This is a genomic window from Leptospira alexanderi serovar Manhao 3 str. L 60 (assembly GCF_000243815.2).
Classification (GTDB): domain Bacteria; phylum Spirochaetota; class Leptospiria; order Leptospirales; family Leptospiraceae; genus Leptospira; species Leptospira alexanderi.
Genome location: NZ_AHMT02000022.1, coordinates 1 through 19588, shown reverse-complemented (window position 1 = coordinate 19588; position 19588 = coordinate 1). Strand labels below are relative to the sequence as shown.

Sequence of the window (19588 nt, the reverse complement as noted above, 5' to 3'; positions counted from 1 at the left end):
CCGTTTTGAAAAAAGTCGGTTCTATTCGTTATAGTAATGGAAGTGATCGGTTGTAGAGTGCTAACTCCTGTAGAACCTCCGATGACTGCAATCCATTCAGGATCTGTAGGGAATGGATCACTATTTAAAGGTTTAACACAAGCGGAACCCGCACCGTGCCTTGCGATTGTAATAGAAGGTTCTCCAGCGGCAGACGTGGAATTGATCGAAGGGGAATAGGAATCGGACGTGGCTTGAGAGGTTCCGTCGTTTGTGAATCTTCCTCCGGTAAAAAAGATATTTCCATTTGAGACCACAACCGGACATATCTACTCTGGAAAAAATCGCTGTGAGAGACGTATAACTTTGCCATAAACCATTTTGTCCGATTCCAGGAGCAAAACGAGAAACCGTATTTAAAATCGTACCGGTCACCATATCTATAGTTGTCGTTCCCGCGATGATAAAAATTTCTTCTCCGACTGAAGCGATTACACCTCCTTGATTGGCGACGGGCATATCTGCAAGAGTTGTCCATTGGTTTGTATACGGATCATAGACTTCAGTTTTTTTAGAAGCTATGTAGTTGATTCCTTGTTTTTCCATTCCGCCTATAATATAGATTTTATTTTTGTGAGAGACTATGTTTGCAAAAGCGCGGGGTGTGGGAATCGAAGTTGCGGCCGGATACCAAGTAGAAGTTACAGGATCAAAAAAATCAATTTCAGCAACGGGAGAAGCGTCCGCGCCGATTCCACCCACAACCCAAAGACCACGAGTCCTGTTTGGAAAATCACTGATCCAAGTTTTAAAAGTAAGAGGAACTCCTTGAAGTTTGTTTAAGTCGGAAGAACAAAAAACATACACGAGATAATCGGTATTGGATTCGAGATTGGGAAGAATCATAGAATGAATTTTAGAATTTTCTAAACTAGTAACAACGGATTCGATTGCACCTTTGCCGTACAAAACGGAACCCGGTAGAGAAGAGGAACATTCCCAAGAGAGAGTCGCAGAACGAGGGCCTAGTTGGGAAACAAATGCGAATGTAACCTTGGCGTTTCCCGCATCGTGAATATTGGAAAGCGGAGAGTTTTGACAGTTGAAAAAATGCAAGATTAGTGTGAAAAAAAAGGTAAACCGAGTTATCTTAAAAATACGATTGATTCTCAAGTTTGAAAAAATCACCTGCAAAGTTCCGTAAATAGGTGTTAAAATCTCCGGATGGTTGGGGGACGCGTTTAACATGGAATGTATCCTAATTGCCTTTCTTTTTTGAAAAATAAAATCATAACAAAAGCCCCCAAGAGATACGAATTCCGGACCTGCATAAAGAATCCCCGGATTCAAAAGTGCATTGAGATCTAAGTCCGAGTCTAAGACGAGATCCGTTTGCAAACTCCCAAGCCCAACCGACTTCCCCTAAAAGTTCTGGATCGGTTCCGTTGAAGGAACGAGAGTCGCTCTTCCATTGAACAGAAGTCGCCCCGCCGCCTAATAGGAAGTAGGGGGCAAAGCTGCCGAATTGTTTACCGAAATAGATGGATTGATTCCAGAGATTGATAGAACCTTGAACGCCGGGTGCGACAGAATACTCGGAAAGAAATCCGAAAAACCAAAGTGGATGGTTCAAAAAACCTTTTTCGATAAAAAACCCAAGACCGGCGGTTCCGGGATTATTCCTGTGCCAAGACCCAAGATTTGCCTGAAAGAGGAGGTTACCACCTGCGTAGAGTAAGTTTTCTCCGGATCTACCGGAAAGGTATTTGTCAGGTAACTCGGGAGATTCATTTTCTGTTTCCAAAGAATTCACGTTTAAGTTTTGAATTTTGGATTTTTCGACTTCTACAAACCCTAACTCGGTTCGAAATACGAGTTTGTCTTTTTTCTTTTCAACGATGATTCCTCGGATAGAACTACCGTCGGTTAAACGAAATTCCGAATAATGATACGACGATTCCGGACCTTTTTTTAAATAATCGATTCTTTGAATTTCAGATTTTGGGATTTTGTACTGTCGTCCTTTCCAGCGAAGTTGTACTACATCCGCGCTTTCGTTGATTTCTTCGATTAGAAACGCTTCTCCTGATTTGAGAAGAAGTTCGGAGGCGAATAGGGCGGGGGAAAAGTGTGAAATACATGCAAAAATTAGAATATATAATTTTCTTTTCACTAACATTGAATAAAACCATTCATAAATTACATCCAAAAGTATGAAATGCGCTTTCTTGTAAATAGAATATTCTTCGTATTTCAAATGTTTATAATTTGAAATATCATCATTTTATAAAATAGAGAATAAAAGCCAATACTTCGAATTAACATTAGTTTAAAATTATAATTTATAAATACAAAACATTCATCAATGTAATTTAAAAACGAAAAAGTAATTCCTAGAAATCATTTATTCGTGTACAAGTGGCTAAAACATCACAAAATATAAAGTTTTCTATTTGAGGACTGTATTAGAGAGTGTTAGGGAATCTGCAACTAACTATAGTTTAGTGAACAAAGATTTTAGAGGTTTTTTATATGAAATTGCGATTTATTGGAATAGTATTTGTTGGAGTTTCGATTCTTTTTGTATTCAATTTTTCTTTGTTAGAAGGGATTCAAAATGTGTTTAACGCATTAACTTCCGCTATTGCGGGTGGAATTCCTCAAAAACTTCCTGTAATCCAAGCGGGTCCAGACGGATCTGCATCGACTCACGTAGAAATAGAACTTCCACCTGGAACAAAGGGGGTGATTCCGGATCTTTCCTTGTCGTACAATTCAAACGGAGGAAACGGACTCGTAGGATATGGTTGGAGTTTAAATGGAATTCCAACTATTTCCAGAAATCCATCGAACGGAATCAACTACAACGGCCAAGATTCGTATGTTTCCGGTTTGTCGGGCGAGCTCGTGGACATAAGTGGAAATAAAACTGTCTATCATACTAGAAAAGAATCATATATAAAATTTGAACCGCAGGGAACTTGCGGAGACGGACCTTGTACTTGGATTGCTACGAACAAAGACGGAAGAAAATATATCTTTGGTGGAAGTTTGGATTCCCGAATTCCGGCTCTGGGAAGAACGGCCGGATCGATCAGAGAATGGGCTCTTTCGAGAGAAGAAGATCCGTTTGGAAACGGATATGACGTCACATATACGCCGATTGATGTAGCGAACGGAGACTATTATCCTTCTACGATCACATATAACGACAGAACGATCCGGTTTAACTACGAAAATCGAAACGACAAAATTCCGAACTACTCTTTAGGAACCTTAATTAGAACCCAAAGACGGCTAGATACAATCGAGATTCTGGTCGGAGGAGCGACCTTTCGGACTTATGATCTGGATTATACAACCGGACCTGTAACTGGAAGGTCGGTTTTACAAAAAATCAAACGATCTGGAAGTAATACCTTTGGTTCTGAGAATTTTGCAGATCTGAATTTTTCCTATACAAATCATTCAGGAAATTTTTCGCCCGGAAACATAGACTACCAAACACTGAGTAATACGATATCGTTGATCGTATTTATGCCTAACATTGCATTAGATGTATTGAATGTATATTTTAATGGAGGTTTACCGTATCATCCGTCCGCGTTAGATTCTAATGTAGACGCGTCCTTGCAGTATGTAGTCAAAGTTCCCGTTCCGGATCGTAACGCGTGCAATTTGGGAATCGCATCTTGCCTTTGTGCGGCTATTCCGATCTGTTGGGGAGGGAATGGCGGCTTTTTTAATTATCTGGCCGGTAACTGTCTTAGTTTCCTAAGTTGGGGCGGGCCTTGGGCTTGTGACAACGGAGTGGATTCCGCGTTGACCGCGTGGTTACCGATGGATTTAAACGGAGACGGAATTCTTGATTTTGCTACATTAAATGGAAACGAAGCGGATGGATCGATCCATTTAGTAGGACACATCCAAAGGATTGGACAAGGTCCTGTAACATTCAATGGTCCTAATGTGCCAATTCATTACAATACGTTTTATCAACCCACAGACTTAAACGGAGACGGAAAGACAGACTTTGTATATGAAGACGGGGGTCAACTTTGGGCGGTTTATTCCACGGGAGGAAACTTCAGTTCTCCGGTGGTTTTTGGAAATGTGAATCTGGTCGGTGCGAATCGAGACATGAAGGTATTCAGTCCGTATGAGTACAGATTTCAATATTCACCGAGTAATGCGACTCCACTTGCGAGCAATCGACCCGTAGCCGATTTTTTTGCGGATATGAACGGGGACGAACTGACCGACTTTGTACATTCGAACGGAGGAAGTTTTTCCATATATATCAATCGGGAAAGCTACTTTGACAATCCGATTGTAATCGGAGGAGGGAGCGACTTCTATATCAATTCGATGATCGATGTAACGGGAGACGGAAAGGCGGATTATGTTCAGCTCGTCCAGACGTATGATAACTCCACATTGACGGCTCTCCAGGCACAGAAAGCCGCATTGGATGTTTTGATGGCGCAGTATCAAACCAATCATGCAAGAGTGAAGGCGGTTACGGATCTTTATCCTTTGGCTCTTGGTGTAACCGTGGATCCGATGGAATATCAGAATCTCATTGATTACTTAAATACGAACGGGTATGGTTTCCTGGCCGATATTTGGGAAACCAACGGCAGCGGGTATGCGTATACGGTTTCCGAAGTAGCGACTCTCCAAGCCGCTTTAGACAATATCGTAAGCGCAAAAATGAATTTTGTGGGACAACAAAGCCAGGCGATTAACACACAAATCGCCTCGATCTATGCGCAAGGAACTTTGGGACAAGCGACCTACGCGCTTCAAGTGAGAAGTTTCAATACAAGTAACGGGAGTTCTCAAATACGAACCTACTCCCTTTCTAATCAGATAGACGCGGATAGAAGTACCCTCGCTGATGTAAACGGGGACGGTGTTTTAGATTTTATTTCTTTTATAGGGACTCAAGTTTCAGTCTCAATTTTTACAGGAAGCAGTTTTTTACCTCCCGTGATTACAGGCTTAAACGCTGGAAACGGCAAAAACCTAGTTCAGTTTAATTTCGGAGAAGTGAATGGAGACGGTTTATCCGATTTAGTATTGTTTAATAGAGAAAGTCATGTAATAGAAACATATCTTTCCAGAGGAGACGGAGCTTTTTATTATAGCCCTGGTTATTCTTTTGGAGGATTTTCCACTCAAGAATATACGGATTCTAACGGAATTGAAAGATCGGATTTGTATCAGATTTCTCTGCAAGATATGAACTTGGATGGAGTTTCTGATGTGAGTATTGCATTCCTTTCTTCAGACAAATCGGTAGGTAAAATTTATTATCGAACCAATGCTGCTCGAAACTCCGGGGAAGACATGTTGTTATCCACATCCAACGGAGCGGGTCAAAGTTCGAATGTTCAATACGGACTTAAAAACACACATCCAGGAGCGGTGAACGTAGGTTCCGGAAATTATCCGGATCTTCCGAGTGTGTCCCCTGGATTTTTGGTGACTCAAAATACTCAAGGACTAGGGGCCGGGATTGTAAAGACCACAACGTATCAATATACAAACGCAAGACAGTATTTAGCAACTCGTGCTGTTTCGAGAAGTTTAGGGTTTGCTTCTGTGCGGGAAACGGATATAAACACAGGATTTTATCAGGTCACAGACTTTTTTCAAAATGATTATCGTTTAGCGGGTGCGGCTCAAGCTACGAGAAGTTACAACGCAAACAGCAATTTGATGAGTAATACAACGTATTCTGCATTCAACTTTCCGAATCCTTTTGGGACAGAGATTGCAGTTCCTGGAAGTGTAGTATCGAATTCGTATCACGATGGAAATCTTGTTTTAACTTCGAACAAAACGATTTCGTATGATGGATACGGATTTCCAACGAGTGAAGCGGAGAATTTGGGATCCCATTCGATTACGAACACAACGAGTTATTTGCACGATACAACGACCTGGAGAATGGGTAGGGTTTTGCGTAAGAGAAAGAACGTAGACGGGACTTGGGTAGAAGACACGCAATTCGGATATACGGGAGATACGATCACTTCTCAAACTCAGTTTCCTTCGAGCGCGTCTCCAATTACTACAACGTTCGGATCCGATTCTTTCGGGAATGTGATTTCGATCAATGATCCGTCTATCGGAGTGAATACGATTTCGTATGACGCGGTTTTGAATCTTTTTCCGGTGACAAAAACAAACGCACTGGGACATGTCACGACTACTGCGTATGATCTTGCGATGGGACTTGAAACTTCATCGACAGATCCAAACGGAGCGATTGCATTAACCGGTTATGACGCGTATGGAAGGAAGGCGAACGTAACGTATCCAGGAGAATCCAGTCCGAATGAAACGTACGCATATACGAACATGGGCGAATACGATTTAGCAAATTTGAATAACAACGAGTCTGTAACGAAAACGATTCGGGACAATGTAAGCGGGAATACGAGTACGACTCGTATATTTACCGATCCCTTGGGCAATACGGTTCGAAGTGAAAGTAACACTGCATTTGCAGGAGTGAACTTGATCGAAGAAAGCCTTTATGACTATACAAAAGGCCAACTCATACGCAAATCCAACGAATACTATACCAGTATCGCGCCTCAATATACGAACTTTCAATACAATGATCCCGACGGGGAACTGACCTCGATCACGGAACCGAGTCCCGGCGGCGGAGTGATTACGACTAACGTAACCAAGACGGCATTTACCGAAACAAAAACAACCGCCTATCCGGACGGACAAACCAAAACGGAAGTCGTTACTAAGAACGAACTCGGACAGACGATGAACAAAACCGAAAATGGAAGAACGATTTCCTACGCTTATTCCCCGTTTGGGGAAGTAAGTACGGTCACGGACCCGGGCGGACTTACTTCTACCTTTACGTATGATTCTTTAGGAAGAAGGATTAGCACACAAGATCCGAATTCGGGCACGATCACTTATTCGTACAACTCTTTGGGTCGGTTGTCTTCTCAAACCGACGCTCGGGGTAAGACGATTAGTTTTAGCTATGACATTTTAGGAAGAATCCTCGCCCAAAATACAAACGGTCCGGAAGTTCCGGTGCAATATGTGTACGACGATGGAAGTGTTCCGTATTCGAAAGGGCGCGTAACACAAATATCGGACGGAGCGGGAATTACAAAGTTTTTCTACAATCAAAGAGGGGAGACGATCCAGAAGACGAAGTATGTGGATGATATCACCGCAATTTTCAAGAGGGACTATGATTCCCTCGGAAGACTGATCACAGAAACGTATCCGGATGGAACAAAGCTTCACAATTTCTATTCCCCTAACGGTACGTTATCGAGTATTACAATGGACAGCGCGGATGGAACGAGCATCGGACACACGGTAGTTAGCTATCAAGGGCCTTACTTAGACACAAACGGAAACCCATCGGTAAGAAGAACGACCGGAAACGGAGTGACGATGGAAATCGGGTTTGAGCCTTTGGACAAAAAGCCATTAACAATTCTTTCTAAAAAACCGGATGGAAGTGTAATTGGTAACACAGAACTTACATACGACTCTAAAGGAAATATTACAAGAATTGAAGACAAGTTGAACCCTACAAGAACCCAGAACTTTACTTTAGACAATTTAGGAAGGGTGACCCAAGCAACTGGTAAATACGGAACACAGAATTTTGGCTTTTCAGCAAACGGAAATCTAATTCAAAAGGGCGCATATACCTTAAACTATGGCGACGGAACCCACGCGAACGCAGTGACAACGGCCACAAGTCCAAGCACTGGAACGTTGAACTATGGATATGATGCGAGCGGGAACATGGTTTCAAGAAACGGAGACACGTTACGTTATGACAGTTACGGAAAACTGATCGAATTGACCCCGTATGCGACGAGTAGTTCGATCAGCAATACTTACGACTTTCAAGGAAACCGAGTGAAGTCGGTATCGGACATATCTCTGATTTCAACATATACGTTAGGTGAAAATTACGAAATCGTTCGAAACCCAGGAATACCGGAAAGACATACTTTGTATGTTCGGGGATTGCAAGGAGATTTGGTCGCGCAGTGGACAAGAGAAGACGCGACGTTACAGATTGCGGGAGCTGACGGACCTAGAACAGAAAAAATTGCAAGTAGTTTTTCCATCGAATCGTTTGTGGGAGCTACCACAAATTTGTTTTGCAAGGATGTAACGATTGATTGCGGAAATTACTGGAAAAACCGGGTTCAATCTGAGTTTATTTCCATATTCGGATATTCTAAATACTTTCAGGCTGGAGCTCCGACCCAGTATTACAACGCATTTTATTTCTTGCTATTATTAGGAATCCTTTATTTATCGTATCCTTATTTCCTAAATGGAAATGAGTTACTTGTCAGACTTGGTTGGCGCGCTGTGGGAACTCCTGCACTGATCCTTTCCCTTTTTGTCGTAACATCTTTACCCGGATGTGGAGTGTTGCCGGGGACGGGCGGGAAAGAGGGCGATCCGCCTTGGATCTTGGCAATGGGCGCAAACGTAGCACCGGGAACACCGAACATCCAAAATCCGGGAGGTGGAATGACCGGCGGCGGATCTGTCGGAGGAATGCCGGTAACCGGAATGTACTTTTTTCATCCGGATCATTTGGGATCGATTCAAATGATTACGGACGGAGCGGGGAACCCTGCATCGGGTCCGGAACCAGGCGTGAGTTACGTTTCTTACGAACCATACGGATCGATTAATCGTAACGACTCGTATGGTCCGGATATATTTCGCTACAAGTTTACGGGACAAATCGAGGACAAGGATACTGGTCTTTACTATTACAAATCAAGATATTATGAACCGATCCTCGGAAGATTTTTACAAGCGGACTCTCAAGTAATGCCGACTAACGTGAACGGTATGAACCGTTACATGTATGTGGATGGAAATCCTGTTTCATACAGAGATCCGAGTGGGCATGTTTCGGGTTCGGGACTGATGCACATGGTGAATCGGATCGTTGGTCATGCAATAGGGAAAGATTTTGGTGCGAATGGTCTCGACAAGAGATTGAGCACGAGCGGAATTTCGAAAGGTGTGAATCGATTTGTGCATAACGCGACGTTTGTTCCGAAAGGTAGGTATTATTGGGACGTTGGAAATACGATTTTTAGCCAAAGGAAGATTGGCACCTGGTGGAATACCTTTATGAGAAATGATTCATACCAGAGCTCTGCGAATTATGCCGTTGATGTTGGGATAGGGTTATTTGGATTGAGTAAAGAATGTAATGATAATCTCGGTAAGGAAACTTGTGCTATTATTATTGCAATTGCCACTGGAAAAAATCAGCGTGATGGATCCAGATTTTACAATCGTGGTAATATGTTTAATGGAAATCGACCAACGAAGATAAAACCTAGAACAGAAGGGTTCGTTTTGTATCTTTGGTATACAACACGGTTTAGCGGTGGATATTGTGGGGCTACTGAAAGTGGTGACCCGCAAGATGGAAATCAAAATCCTATACCGGAACATTGTGCAACAACAGGGACAGGTGGAAAATAATGAAAAATAGATCTAATTATTTTTTCTTAAATCGATTTTTGTATATATTTAGCATTGTACTTTTGTTTCTACAAATGAATTGTAAGTATGAACATACTCCGTTAATTTCTAATGAACAATTAGTAATTATTCAGTTTCTGAGAAATGTAGGTTTTCAGGGTAGATTTGCGCATTCTTCTGTAAAACTTTTAGATGGTAGTGTCTTGTTTTGCGGCGGCACCAATGGGATGGGCACAATCTATAAATCTTGTTACAGTTTCAATGAAGTAGATAATATTGTAAAATATGCTGGAGATATGAACTTTGAAAGAACTTCCTTTGCAATGCATCTTTTAGATTCTGGCAAAGTACTAATTGCTGGAGGTGCTGGCTATGATAATCTTCTGATTCTTTCGTTAGAGATTTATGATCCGTTAACTAAGAGTTTTACGATCGGATCGAAATTAAACTTCGGAAGAGTTTATTTCGCTTCAACTAAACTGAATAATGGTAATATTTTTATTTCAGGAGGTATTGGAGTTCAAGGCCAAGTAGTTAAGTCAATAGAGGTATTTAATCCAACTTCCAATGCTATTACGTTGGGCAATAACGAAATGTCTGTAGGTAGGTTTTATCATACAGCTACTACGTTAGATGTTGGAAATGTATTGATTGCCGGAGGTAGTGATGGGGTAAATTCACAGCTTTCATCTGTTGAGCTATATAATCCAAACACTGGTTCATTTAGTAATACTGGAAATTTACTACATTCTAGGGCTCGTCACACTTCTACTTTGCTTGCTAATGGAACAGTACTCATCACCTCCGGTAGGGTCATTGATAATGCAACTCATACTAGTTATGAACCTTTTGGAGAAATATATGTTCCTGGTACCGGGTTGTTTGCTTTAACCACTTCTCCTCTAAATATTCCTAGAAGGTCGCATACATCGAATCTTTTATCAAATGGGAATGTAATAATTTGTGGAGGATATGTATTCATTGATAATGAAAAAATATCTAAGCCTACATCATCGTGTGAAGTTTTTCAAAATACCGACAATAAGTATGTAAAAAAGATCAGCCTACTAAGCCCCAGAGCCAATCCAATATTAGAAGTCTTAAATAGTGGAAAGCTTTTTGTTTTCGGCGGTATTGAATCTGATGGATTTTTCGTTAATGATATCAATACCGATAATTCAGGGGAACTTATTGATTTGCAAACAAATTCGATAACAATAACAAGAATTTTCTTGCAATGATAGCTTGTAAATACTCTCGCAAAAACTAAAATAATAGAGAGCCCTGCATCGTCCCGTGAAACCTGAAAAGGATTGTCCGGAAATCCGGACAAAGAAAAGAGCGGCTTCATAAAAGCCACAACGGAGTTGTATCAGAAAGTATCAATAGTATATTAGAATGAAGACTAATTTAATAATGGCTTTGTTTTGTGTTTTATTTATCCATATAACTTGCTTTTCCGATTCGCAAGAAAAGATTATTAGAAACAAATATGAACAATTTTTACCTAATGAAAATCAAAAAGTAGAAACTAATTATCTAAAAGAATGTGCGATGAAAATGGATCTGTGTCTGAAAGGATGCAACGAGAAAAATCCCTATTCATATTTAGAGAACTCAAATAGGGAAAATTGTAGAGACCGATGTATTGATAAGATTTTGAATACGGATGGATGTTATATGTATTACCGTTCATCCAGAAACCACGTATTTAGAGCGTATACTACAAGATAACGTTAACGGTATGAATCGTTATATGTATGTGGATGGGAATCCAGTTTCATACAGAGATCCAAGTGGTCATGTTTCGGGTTCGGGACTGATGCACATGGTGAATCGGATTATCGGTCATGCGATCGGGAAGGATTTTAATTCGAATGGTCTCGACAAGAGATTGAGTACGAGTGGGATTTCGAAAGGTGTAAACCGATTTGTGCATAACGCGACGTTTATTCCGAAGGGGCGGTATTATCTCAATGCAGGAAAGTTTTGGGATAATGCGATAGGTAAGAAAGGGATAATTCATTGGATTAAGCAGCAAGTTGATCCAACAATAAAAGCAAATAATAATGCAACATCTGCTGCACAGGATAACTTTGGCTCCCAGCCAGTCGTTTATGAAGAAGATTGGATAAGACGCCAAGTTAAAATCTATTGGGTTAATGAAATATGTAATAAGCAAAGTCCATTGGCTTGCGATCTTATCCAAGCATGGGCATTGAAAGATTATGAAGATAAAGCTCAACGTTGGAATAAGAAATTAGTCAATGATGTCCAAGTAGGAATTACTTTCAAAGGCCCAACTGTCGATGGTCGTTGGGAATACGAAGGATATTATCATGATTCAAGTAAAGATACACAATCATATAGTGACACAAAATAAATTAATATAGGGGCTGCTTGTTATATGAAAACTCTATTTATAATAATTATCTTTTCGAATATTTTATTATTACTTTTTTCATGTAATATTTTATATGATATTCATCATATGTCTGATGGAAGAAGCGACAATTATAAGCAAAGAAAATGCTTTGTTGAATGTTTGGAAAAAAAGGCTTTGCTTGCTCCGGAATCTAATCAAAGTAAATATATAGATATTTGCATCCAGTGGTATGCGCTAGGTTGTGATTAATTTTTGAAACAATAGAATACAAAGTATGCTCTTTTTAGATAAAAAAAGACTTTCAATAAAGATATCAAGTTTGATGATATTTTTTTCTTTCGTATGTATTTTTGAAACTATAGATGCGAAGAAGCCAAGTTCTTACAAAATTTCGAATTTTGAACCGATAACAGGCAATTCGGAAGAAATAAAATATTGTTATTCAAAATTGGATACGTGTTTGTCTGAATGTAATGATAAATTCCCTAATCGAAGAATATATGATTATCAAAGAGGGAGATGTAGAGACTCTTGTGTTCAATTTGTGAAAGAGACTTTTGGTTGTTTAATGTATTACAGAACAAGTCGAAAATAGCCTAAACCTCTCAAAAACTAAAATAGCAGAGGGCCAAACTACTAATCCCTATAAAATAGAGTACCGTTAGTTTGAGCACAAATCCCACGTTTGGAGGCAGAATTTTAGACACTCTATTATCCAGAGATGAGTAATGTAACGGGGAGCAACGCAAAATCGAAAAGATTTCGAGGTGTTATCTTGACAATAGCGTTCAAATTGAGCAACAGGAAAACATCAATTACAGTTGCGTGAGCGATCGAAGTAAAAATCCTGCAACGCACCATGTTATGAATTATTAAACAGGAATATACAAAAAGATTGAAATGGTGCGTTGCAGATTGAAACGAAGAGCGCGACTCTGCGGTGGAAGTTCGGAAAGATTTCGCAGAGGCACGCCCCTAACATCTAATTCCTATTTACTAGTCACTCGAAGCGTCGTAACATCTTTACCCGGATGTGGAGTGTTGCCGGGAACGGGCGGGAAAGAGGGCGATCCGCCTTGGATCTTGGCAATGGGCGCAAACGTAGCACCGGGAACACCGAACATCCAAAATCCAGGAGTAGGGATGACAGGCGGCGGATCTGTCGGAGGAATGCCCGTAACCGGAATGTATTTCTATCATCCGGATCATTTGGGATCGATTCAAATGATTACGGACGGAGCGGGCAATTCTGCAAGTGGACCGGAGCCGGGAGTGAGTTACGTGTCATATGAACCGTACGGATCAATTAATAGAAATGATTCGTATGGACCGGATTATATTCCGTTACAAATTTACGGGACAAATCGAGGACAAGGATACTGGTCTTTACTATTACAAATCAAGATATTATGAACCGATCCTCGGAAGATTTTTACAAGCGGACTCTCAAGTAATGCCGACTAACGTGAATGGTATGAACCGTTACATGTATGTGGATGGAAATCCTGTTTCATACAGAGATCCGAGTGGGCACGTTAGCGGCGCTGGACTGATGCACATGGTGAATCGGATTATCGGTCATGCGATCGGGAAGGATTTTGGTCCGCATGGTCTCGACAAGAGATTGAGTACGAGTGGAATTTCGAAAGGTGTGAATCGATTTTCAAAAAGAGCATTTAGTGCCCCTAGTAAAGTAGGAACTAAAGAAGCTTGGAAACAAGCGGTCGTTGTCGGTTTGCAAACGAATTGGGATCTAGAAGCTATGGCCCAAGGGTATTTTTATGGACATCGAGCCGCAAAAGAACATCGCAAGGAGCAAATTGAAACAGGTGGCGGTACCTTATTAATGGTAGATGGGACCTTTCAGTTTGTCGTCGGAATAATTGCTACCATTGCAGGTCACGAATACATAGGACCATTTCTCGTAGGGACTGGAATATCTACATTTCAAAAAGGTAATGATATGTATCATCATAAGAATCCAGAGAAGATAGTTACTTGCGGCTATGAAGCAGGAAATCCAATTTGTTTCTATGTTTCAAGCTCACCTTCCCCAGATTAAGTAGGTAATAAATGAAAAAAATAATCTCTAATATGTTGTTTGTTTTCATTGGTTTATTCATGACTTGTTGTGCTACAATATTTATAGACAATGATACACTCAATAAACCTGTTCAAAATAAATCATTAAAATCTTTTCATATTTCAGTCTTTGCCAAATTTAAATATTCATTTTCAATTGCACAAGAAGACACGGAATATCCTTTAATTTTTTCATCAATAACCAAAGAAATTATCAAGAATATAGAAGTAGAGATTAATAAAAATTTAACGAATGATAAGATATCAGAAGGTGAGCATTCTAGTTATGCGAAATTCAATTGTATAAACTCTTTACCTATAATCTTGATAAATACTCCATTCACATTGTATTCTTTTGGTATATTACCAATAATTAGCCCAACGAAATGCTATCTCTACTTGAGTTTTTACGATCAAAACGATAATTTGCTTTGGTTTGAAAATGTTTATCCTGAAGGATATAAATTTACTTCATTTATTTCAGTTTCATTAGCCATATTTTATCCGTGGTATAGTTATAATTCAAAAATTGAGAAAATTTTTATTCACATGCTTACAGAAGGAATAAGTCTCGCAAAAACTAAAATAGCAGATAGCCAAACTAACATAACGAAGAGCAACGCAAGAATTGGAAAGATTTCGAAGGGGTTGTATTGAATAAGGGCGTTCGGATCAAATGGCAGTAAGATATTTAACTACAACCGCGTGAGCGATCATTGAGTTTACGAAAATACTGCTATGCACCATGATATGAATGAAGAAACAAGAATATACAAAAAGATTAAAATGGTGCGTTGCAGATTGAAGCGAAGAGCGCGACTCTACGCTGGAAGACAAGAAAGATTTCGCAGAGGCACGCCCCTGATGCCTAATTCCTATTCACTAACCCCTTGGAACATGTACTTTTTTCATCCGGATCATTTGGGATCGATTCAAATGATTACGGACGGAGCGGGGAACCCTGCATCGGGTCCGGAACCAGGCGTGAGTTACGTGTCGTATGAACCTTATGGATCGATTGTACGAAACGATTCGTATGGTCCGGATATATTTCGCTACAAGTTTACGGGACAAATCGAGGACAAAGACACTGGTCTTTACTATTACAAATCGAGATATTACGAGCCGACGTTAGGAAGGTTCTTGCAAGCGGATTCGGTAGTTATGCCGACTAACGTTAACGGTATGAATCGTTATATGTATGTGGATGGGAATCCCGTGAGCTTCCGCGATCCGAGCGGTCATGTAAGCGGTGCCGGTCTCATGCACATGGTGAACCGGATTGTTGGTCATGCAATGGGGAAGGATTTTAATTCGAATGGCTTAGACAAGAAGTTGAGCACGAGCGGGATTTCGAAGGGAGTTAATCGATTTGTGCATAACGCGACGTTTGTTCCGAAGGGTAGGTATTATTGGGACGTTGGAAATACGATTTTTAGCCAAAGGAAGATTGGCACCTGGTGGAGGAACTTTATGGGCAATGACGTTCAAAATACTGCAAATTATCAAAGTGGTCAATTAATTGCGGTTTGGGCGAATAGTAAAGAATGTAAGGATACCATGGGGGCAGATGCATGCCGTATGCTATTTATAATCAATCTTGGTGTTATGAATTCTTATAGTGCTAAGCATGATCAAAAAGCGGATCCAACTAATGGAATGTTTGATTCAAAATTTAATCCCGGTCAAAGAATCAATACTTTCTTCGAGAAAGGAGGGACGGTAAGTTGCAAAGGTCAAAGATCATTAGCTCAAGATGCTTACGAAGGTGAATATTATTATAATCATGGGGGCATTGCTGGAACTGATGGCTCAATTAGAAGGAGCGGAAAAGAATTTGATTTTGGTACAGTCGTTATGCTTATCTACTTTTCTTGTGTTTCTTCGCCTTCGGGAGAATAGTATTCAGAATATTAAACCAATGGAAGCAATAGAATTATGACAAAAATAAAATTAGTAATTGGATCTTTGGTTTTTATTTATACTATCAATTGTAGTAAATTGGGAATCGATTTTTCTTCATGTAAAGAACAAAAAAATAATGTATTTGAAGGCGTTTGCATTCCTGGTTTATTGACAGCCTCTCAGTATCCAGTAGAAGAAAATAGAGCGACGATAGATTTGTGTTTAGCTCTTTTGTTGCAAAAGCAGACTTGTAAAGATTGACATACTTGAAATCCGATTTGAAAAATATATTATATTTATCTGTTATGATATTTGTAATTTTTTGTAAAAATAACCAAGAAAAAGAAATTATTACTTATAAAAATTACGAAAGACCAAGAGAATCGATTCCACGAGCCGAGATCGAAGAGATTAAAGCATGCAATATAAAATTAGATGCGTGCATCTTGAACTGCAAAAAAGAGTATCCAAGTTTAAGTGTTCGATATTCTGATTGGGGAACTTGTAAAGATAGATGCATTAATAAATTCATAGGTACTGATTGTTGCTCGATCCATTATGAAAGCTTTCGTTCGAGTAAGCATAAACTATGGTACGGAAAATAGTTTATTATGAAAAGAATTATTATTTTGATTTTTCTAATTTGCTATATTGATTGTCGAGGCGAGGATCTTGGAATTCAAAAAGACTGTAGTGAACTGGTTAGTTCCACCATCCTTTCGCTTTGTCTTCCAGTATATAACAATAGTAGCAACAACAAGGTTGATGCTGATTTTTATATAAACGTCTGTTTGCTTCGGTTGCTTGATGCACACAATTGCAAATAAATAATATTTTGAATGAAGTAAATGAAAGATCATTAGTTTGGATATTACAAATGATTTTTTATGTTTCCTTTTGCTCGATTCAACAAGAGAATCCTATGGAAATTGTTAAATATGATAGGTCTTCTATGACAAGATCTGAAATTGAAAAAATTAAAGCTTGTAATATAAAATTAGAGGTATGTCTGAAACGCTGTGATGAGGAATATTCAGATCTATTTGTTGCAAGAGATACGCGTCGCAACGATTGTAGGGATTTATGTGTTGTGCAGCTACAAAATGAGGATGGTTGTTTGATATATTATCAATCAAGAAGAAAAAGAGTTTATAGATCGATATCTCCTGACTGAGCCTCGCAAAAATTAAAATAGCAGGAGCCGAACCAACATAACGAAGGGAAACGCAAAAACGAAACGGTTTCGATGGGATGTTTTGAACAAGAACGTTCAGATCGGGCAACAGGAAAGAATCGGACTACAGTTGCGTGAGCGATCGAAGTGGAAATACTGCAACGCACCATGAACTGAATGCAGAAATGGGAATATATAAAAAGATTGAAATGGTGCGTTGCAGATTGAAACGAAGAGCGCGACTCTGCGCTGGAAGTTCGGAAAGTTTTCGCAGAGGCACGCCCGCTTCGAGTGGCGAGTTCCTAACCCCTAATTCCTAATCACTAACCCCTTGGAACATGTATTTTTATCACCCGGATCATTTGGGATCTGTTACGATGATAACGGACGGAGCGGGCAATCCTGCATCGGGACCGGAGCCAGGAGTGAGTTACGTGTCATATGAACCGTACGGATCAATTAATAGAAATGATTCGTATGGACCGGATATATTCCGTTACAAATTTACAGGACAGATCGAAGACAAAGACACTGGTCTTTACTATTACAAATCTCGTTATTACGAACCGAAACTCGGAAGGTTTTTACAAAACCCTACAATGCGTTAATTTCTTGCGCTTTCTCGATGGGTGGCCTTTAACTTCCGTAATATTGCCAACTCAGAAGCATTCAATGAATTCATTTGATTTAAAAACACAATCCGGAAGACTGAGATTGATCATTGCTGAAACAGGAATGACTCAGAGCCGATTTGGAGAGGAGGTTGGCATTTCCAAGCAACAGGTTTCCAACATTCTTTCGGGCGAACGAGATGTATCGGATCCAGTCGCTCTTGTGATCGAACATAAATTTGGATTTCGAAAGGATTGGCTTTTAATGAAAAATGGGCCACAAAAAAATAAAATGAACGCTTTCGATATTGCCGCTTTGGATGCGGAAAATACATTTCATCGCAAGCTGGATCGAACTTCTGGAGTCCGAAAGATGATCAAAGATTTTTTCCTGTTATCTCCCAAGGATCAGAAGATGATCATAGATATGATAGGCAGGTTATTGAAAGGGAAAAAATAATCCTAATTCTTTAAAGCTGTCATCTATGAAAGTATCATACAAAAGAATTAGAAATTCGAATGAGAAGTTTGTATTTTAAGAATTTATGTCTTTGCTAGAATTTAACTGAATATAATTTCTAAGGTCACGCGGGGATTTCCCGGTAAACCTAATACAGGCCCTGTGAAAAGAGGATGAAGAATTGAAACCGCATTCGAGAGCGATATTTAAAAGATTAAAATTAGATTTATTTTTCATCATAATCTTAACTTCGTTTATTCTATAAAAATTCAGAAAATCATTATATCGTTTACTAAGATATTTGTTTAGGTAGTAAGAAGCTTGATGAGTGGAAAGGCCTAAGTCTGCAGCAAAGTCAGGAAGTCTCAATTCTTCGTCTTTAAATCTTTTGGAAGTTATAAATTGATTCAGTTTGATTTCAACGAATTTAAATCGATACCCTCTAATAAATTGCGACCTTGAAATTTTGTTTCTTCTTGAATTTCTTCAGAAATAGGGGATTCTTTCGGTTCTGAAACTATGTTTATAATCGTAGATTTAGATTTACTAAACAAAAAAGGACAAGCCCGTTCTAAAATAACGATATAGCAAAGCACTGATCCGGCTAACAATTCCGCAATAAAAAAGAAGTCTTTTCTATCAAGTAGCGTGCCAAGAAAATCTAAAACAAAACAGATAGAAATTAGGAATGAAATCAAAGGGAAGTTGAGGTAAACGATAGATTTTTGAGATATTAAAATCTTTTTGCAAGACCAAGCAGTAGTAAATACGGAAATCCCAAAACCAAGAACGTCTATGAAAGAAATAAAATAAAGCTTTGGAATCAAATACGATAATAGAATAGTAACGGGAATCGTTCCTAAAAGTTTTTTACAGTAATTCCAAGGATGGTCTAAAATCTCTAATACATAGCTGAAACAGACAAAAACGGCCGAAATGGAATATAACACTAAGCTATAATAAAATCCGAATGTAATTTTGTTTTCGGTTCGCAAGTTTCCTTGGCCGAAAAGAATACCATTGTTTAAAATCAAAAATAACGCAATAGAATGAAGGACCGTTCCATAAGATTTTTTAAAATCATCCTTTGAAAAAAGTTTTATAAATCCTAAAATTATACCGATAACCACACTAAAGGAGTGGAAGTAGGTAATAATTAAATCTATAAGATTCTTATAATGATCTATTCCGAAAGTATTCATATAAGGTATGGAGGAGAACTAGGTTCGATGGACGTTATCCTTAAAAGTGTTATCTACTCGTTGCTTTTCAAATTGATTGAGAGAAAAAATTCTACAGGTTTAATTTTTTTCTGATCGTTAAAATCTTACGGAAACTTGTGAATTTCAAGATTGCTTCTCTGTCCTCATCGTTTAATGATTTCCTTAAGATCTTTTCATACTCGTCTAAATCGGAATTGGAGATTTCTAAAGGCATTATTTGGAAATAATTGAAAA

9 protein-coding genes and 5 pseudogenes are annotated in these 19588 nt (G+C 39.2%); 10 read left to right on the top strand and 4 right to left on the bottom strand.

What is annotated here, in order from left to right:
- Together LEP1GSC062_RS07585 and LEP1GSC062_RS07580 are read right to left on the bottom strand one after the other, a co-directional pair.
- Positions 1–1227, bottom strand: a pseudogene (locus tag LEP1GSC062_RS07585) (Kelch repeat-containing protein); the annotation flags it as partial.
- A 40-nt stretch (positions 1228–1267) separates the two neighbouring features.
- Positions 1268–2152, bottom strand: a complete 885-nt coding sequence (locus tag LEP1GSC062_RS07580; protein ID WP_425268431.1) for an LA_3334 family protein — start codon at positions 2150–2152, stop codon at positions 1268–1270.
- Between the two features lie 359 nt (positions 2153–2511).
- On the opposite strand from LEP1GSC062_RS07580, the gene LEP1GSC062_RS07575 reads away from it, so the two are divergent.
- From LEP1GSC062_RS07575 to LEP1GSC062_RS07525, 10 genes and pseudogenes are all read left to right on the top strand, one after another.
- Positions 2512–9513, top strand: coding sequence for an RHS repeat-associated core domain-containing protein (locus tag LEP1GSC062_RS07575; protein ID WP_010576863.1), 7002 nt, complete (start codon positions 2512–2514; stop codon positions 9511–9513).
- Positions 9510–10754 (top strand): Kelch repeat-containing protein, encoded by a 1245-nt coding sequence (locus LEP1GSC062_RS07570; RefSeq protein WP_039941515.1) that lies wholly within the window; start codon positions 9510–9512, stop codon positions 10752–10754. Before LEP1GSC062_RS07575 ends, LEP1GSC062_RS07570 begins: the two co-directional genes overlap by 4 nt.
- Positions 10755–11233: 479 nt before the next feature.
- A pseudogene (locus LEP1GSC062_RS25810) lies at positions 11234–11497 on the top strand (RHS repeat-associated core domain-containing protein); the annotation flags it as partial.
- 1410 nt (positions 11498–12907) lie between these two features.
- A pseudogene (locus tag LEP1GSC062_RS21350) lies at positions 12908–13961 on the top strand (RHS repeat-associated core domain-containing protein); the annotation flags it as partial.
- 11 nt (positions 13962–13972) lie between these two features.
- Positions 13973–14638, top strand: a complete 666-nt coding sequence (locus LEP1GSC062_RS07555; RefSeq protein WP_020983879.1) for a hypothetical protein — start codon at positions 13973–13975, stop codon at positions 14636–14638.
- A 93-nt stretch (positions 14639–14731) separates the two neighbouring features.
- Positions 14732–15883 carry an RHS repeat-associated core domain-containing protein gene (locus LEP1GSC062_RS24625; protein WP_244265092.1) on the top strand — a complete coding sequence of 384 codons (1152 nt, stop codon included), beginning with the start codon at positions 14732–14734 and terminating at the stop codon, positions 15881–15883.
- 36 nt (positions 15884–15919) lie between these two features.
- Positions 15920–16147 carry a hypothetical protein gene (locus tag LEP1GSC062_RS07545; protein ID WP_010576156.1) on the top strand — a complete coding sequence of 76 codons (228 nt, stop codon included), beginning with the start codon at positions 15920–15922 and terminating at the stop codon, positions 16145–16147.
- A 556-nt stretch (positions 16148–16703) separates the two neighbouring features.
- A complete protein-coding gene (locus LEP1GSC062_RS23025; RefSeq protein WP_155827658.1) occupies positions 16704–17060 on the top strand; it encodes a hypothetical protein in 357 nt (118 codons plus the stop codon).
- Between the two features lie 209 nt (positions 17061–17269).
- Positions 17270–17650: pseudogene (locus LEP1GSC062_RS23020) on the top strand (RHS repeat domain-containing protein); the annotation flags it as partial.
- 82 nt (positions 17651–17732) lie between these two features.
- Positions 17733–18131: a helix-turn-helix domain-containing protein gene (locus LEP1GSC062_RS07525; protein ID WP_020983882.1), complete on the top strand. Its 399-nt coding sequence runs from the start codon at positions 17733–17735 to the stop codon at positions 18129–18131.
- A gap of 75 nt (positions 18132–18206) precedes the next feature.
- Here LEP1GSC062_RS07525 and LEP1GSC062_RS07520 read toward each other — a convergent pair.
- Together LEP1GSC062_RS07520 and LEP1GSC062_RS25805 are read right to left on the bottom strand one after the other, a co-directional pair.
- A pseudogene (locus LEP1GSC062_RS07520) lies at positions 18207–19333 on the bottom strand (helix-turn-helix domain-containing protein).
- A 91-nt stretch (positions 19334–19424) separates the two neighbouring features.
- A partial coding sequence (locus LEP1GSC062_RS25805) for an LIMLP_19325 family protein (RefSeq protein WP_425268430.1) occupies positions 19425–19588 on the bottom strand: 164 nt, incomplete at its 5' end.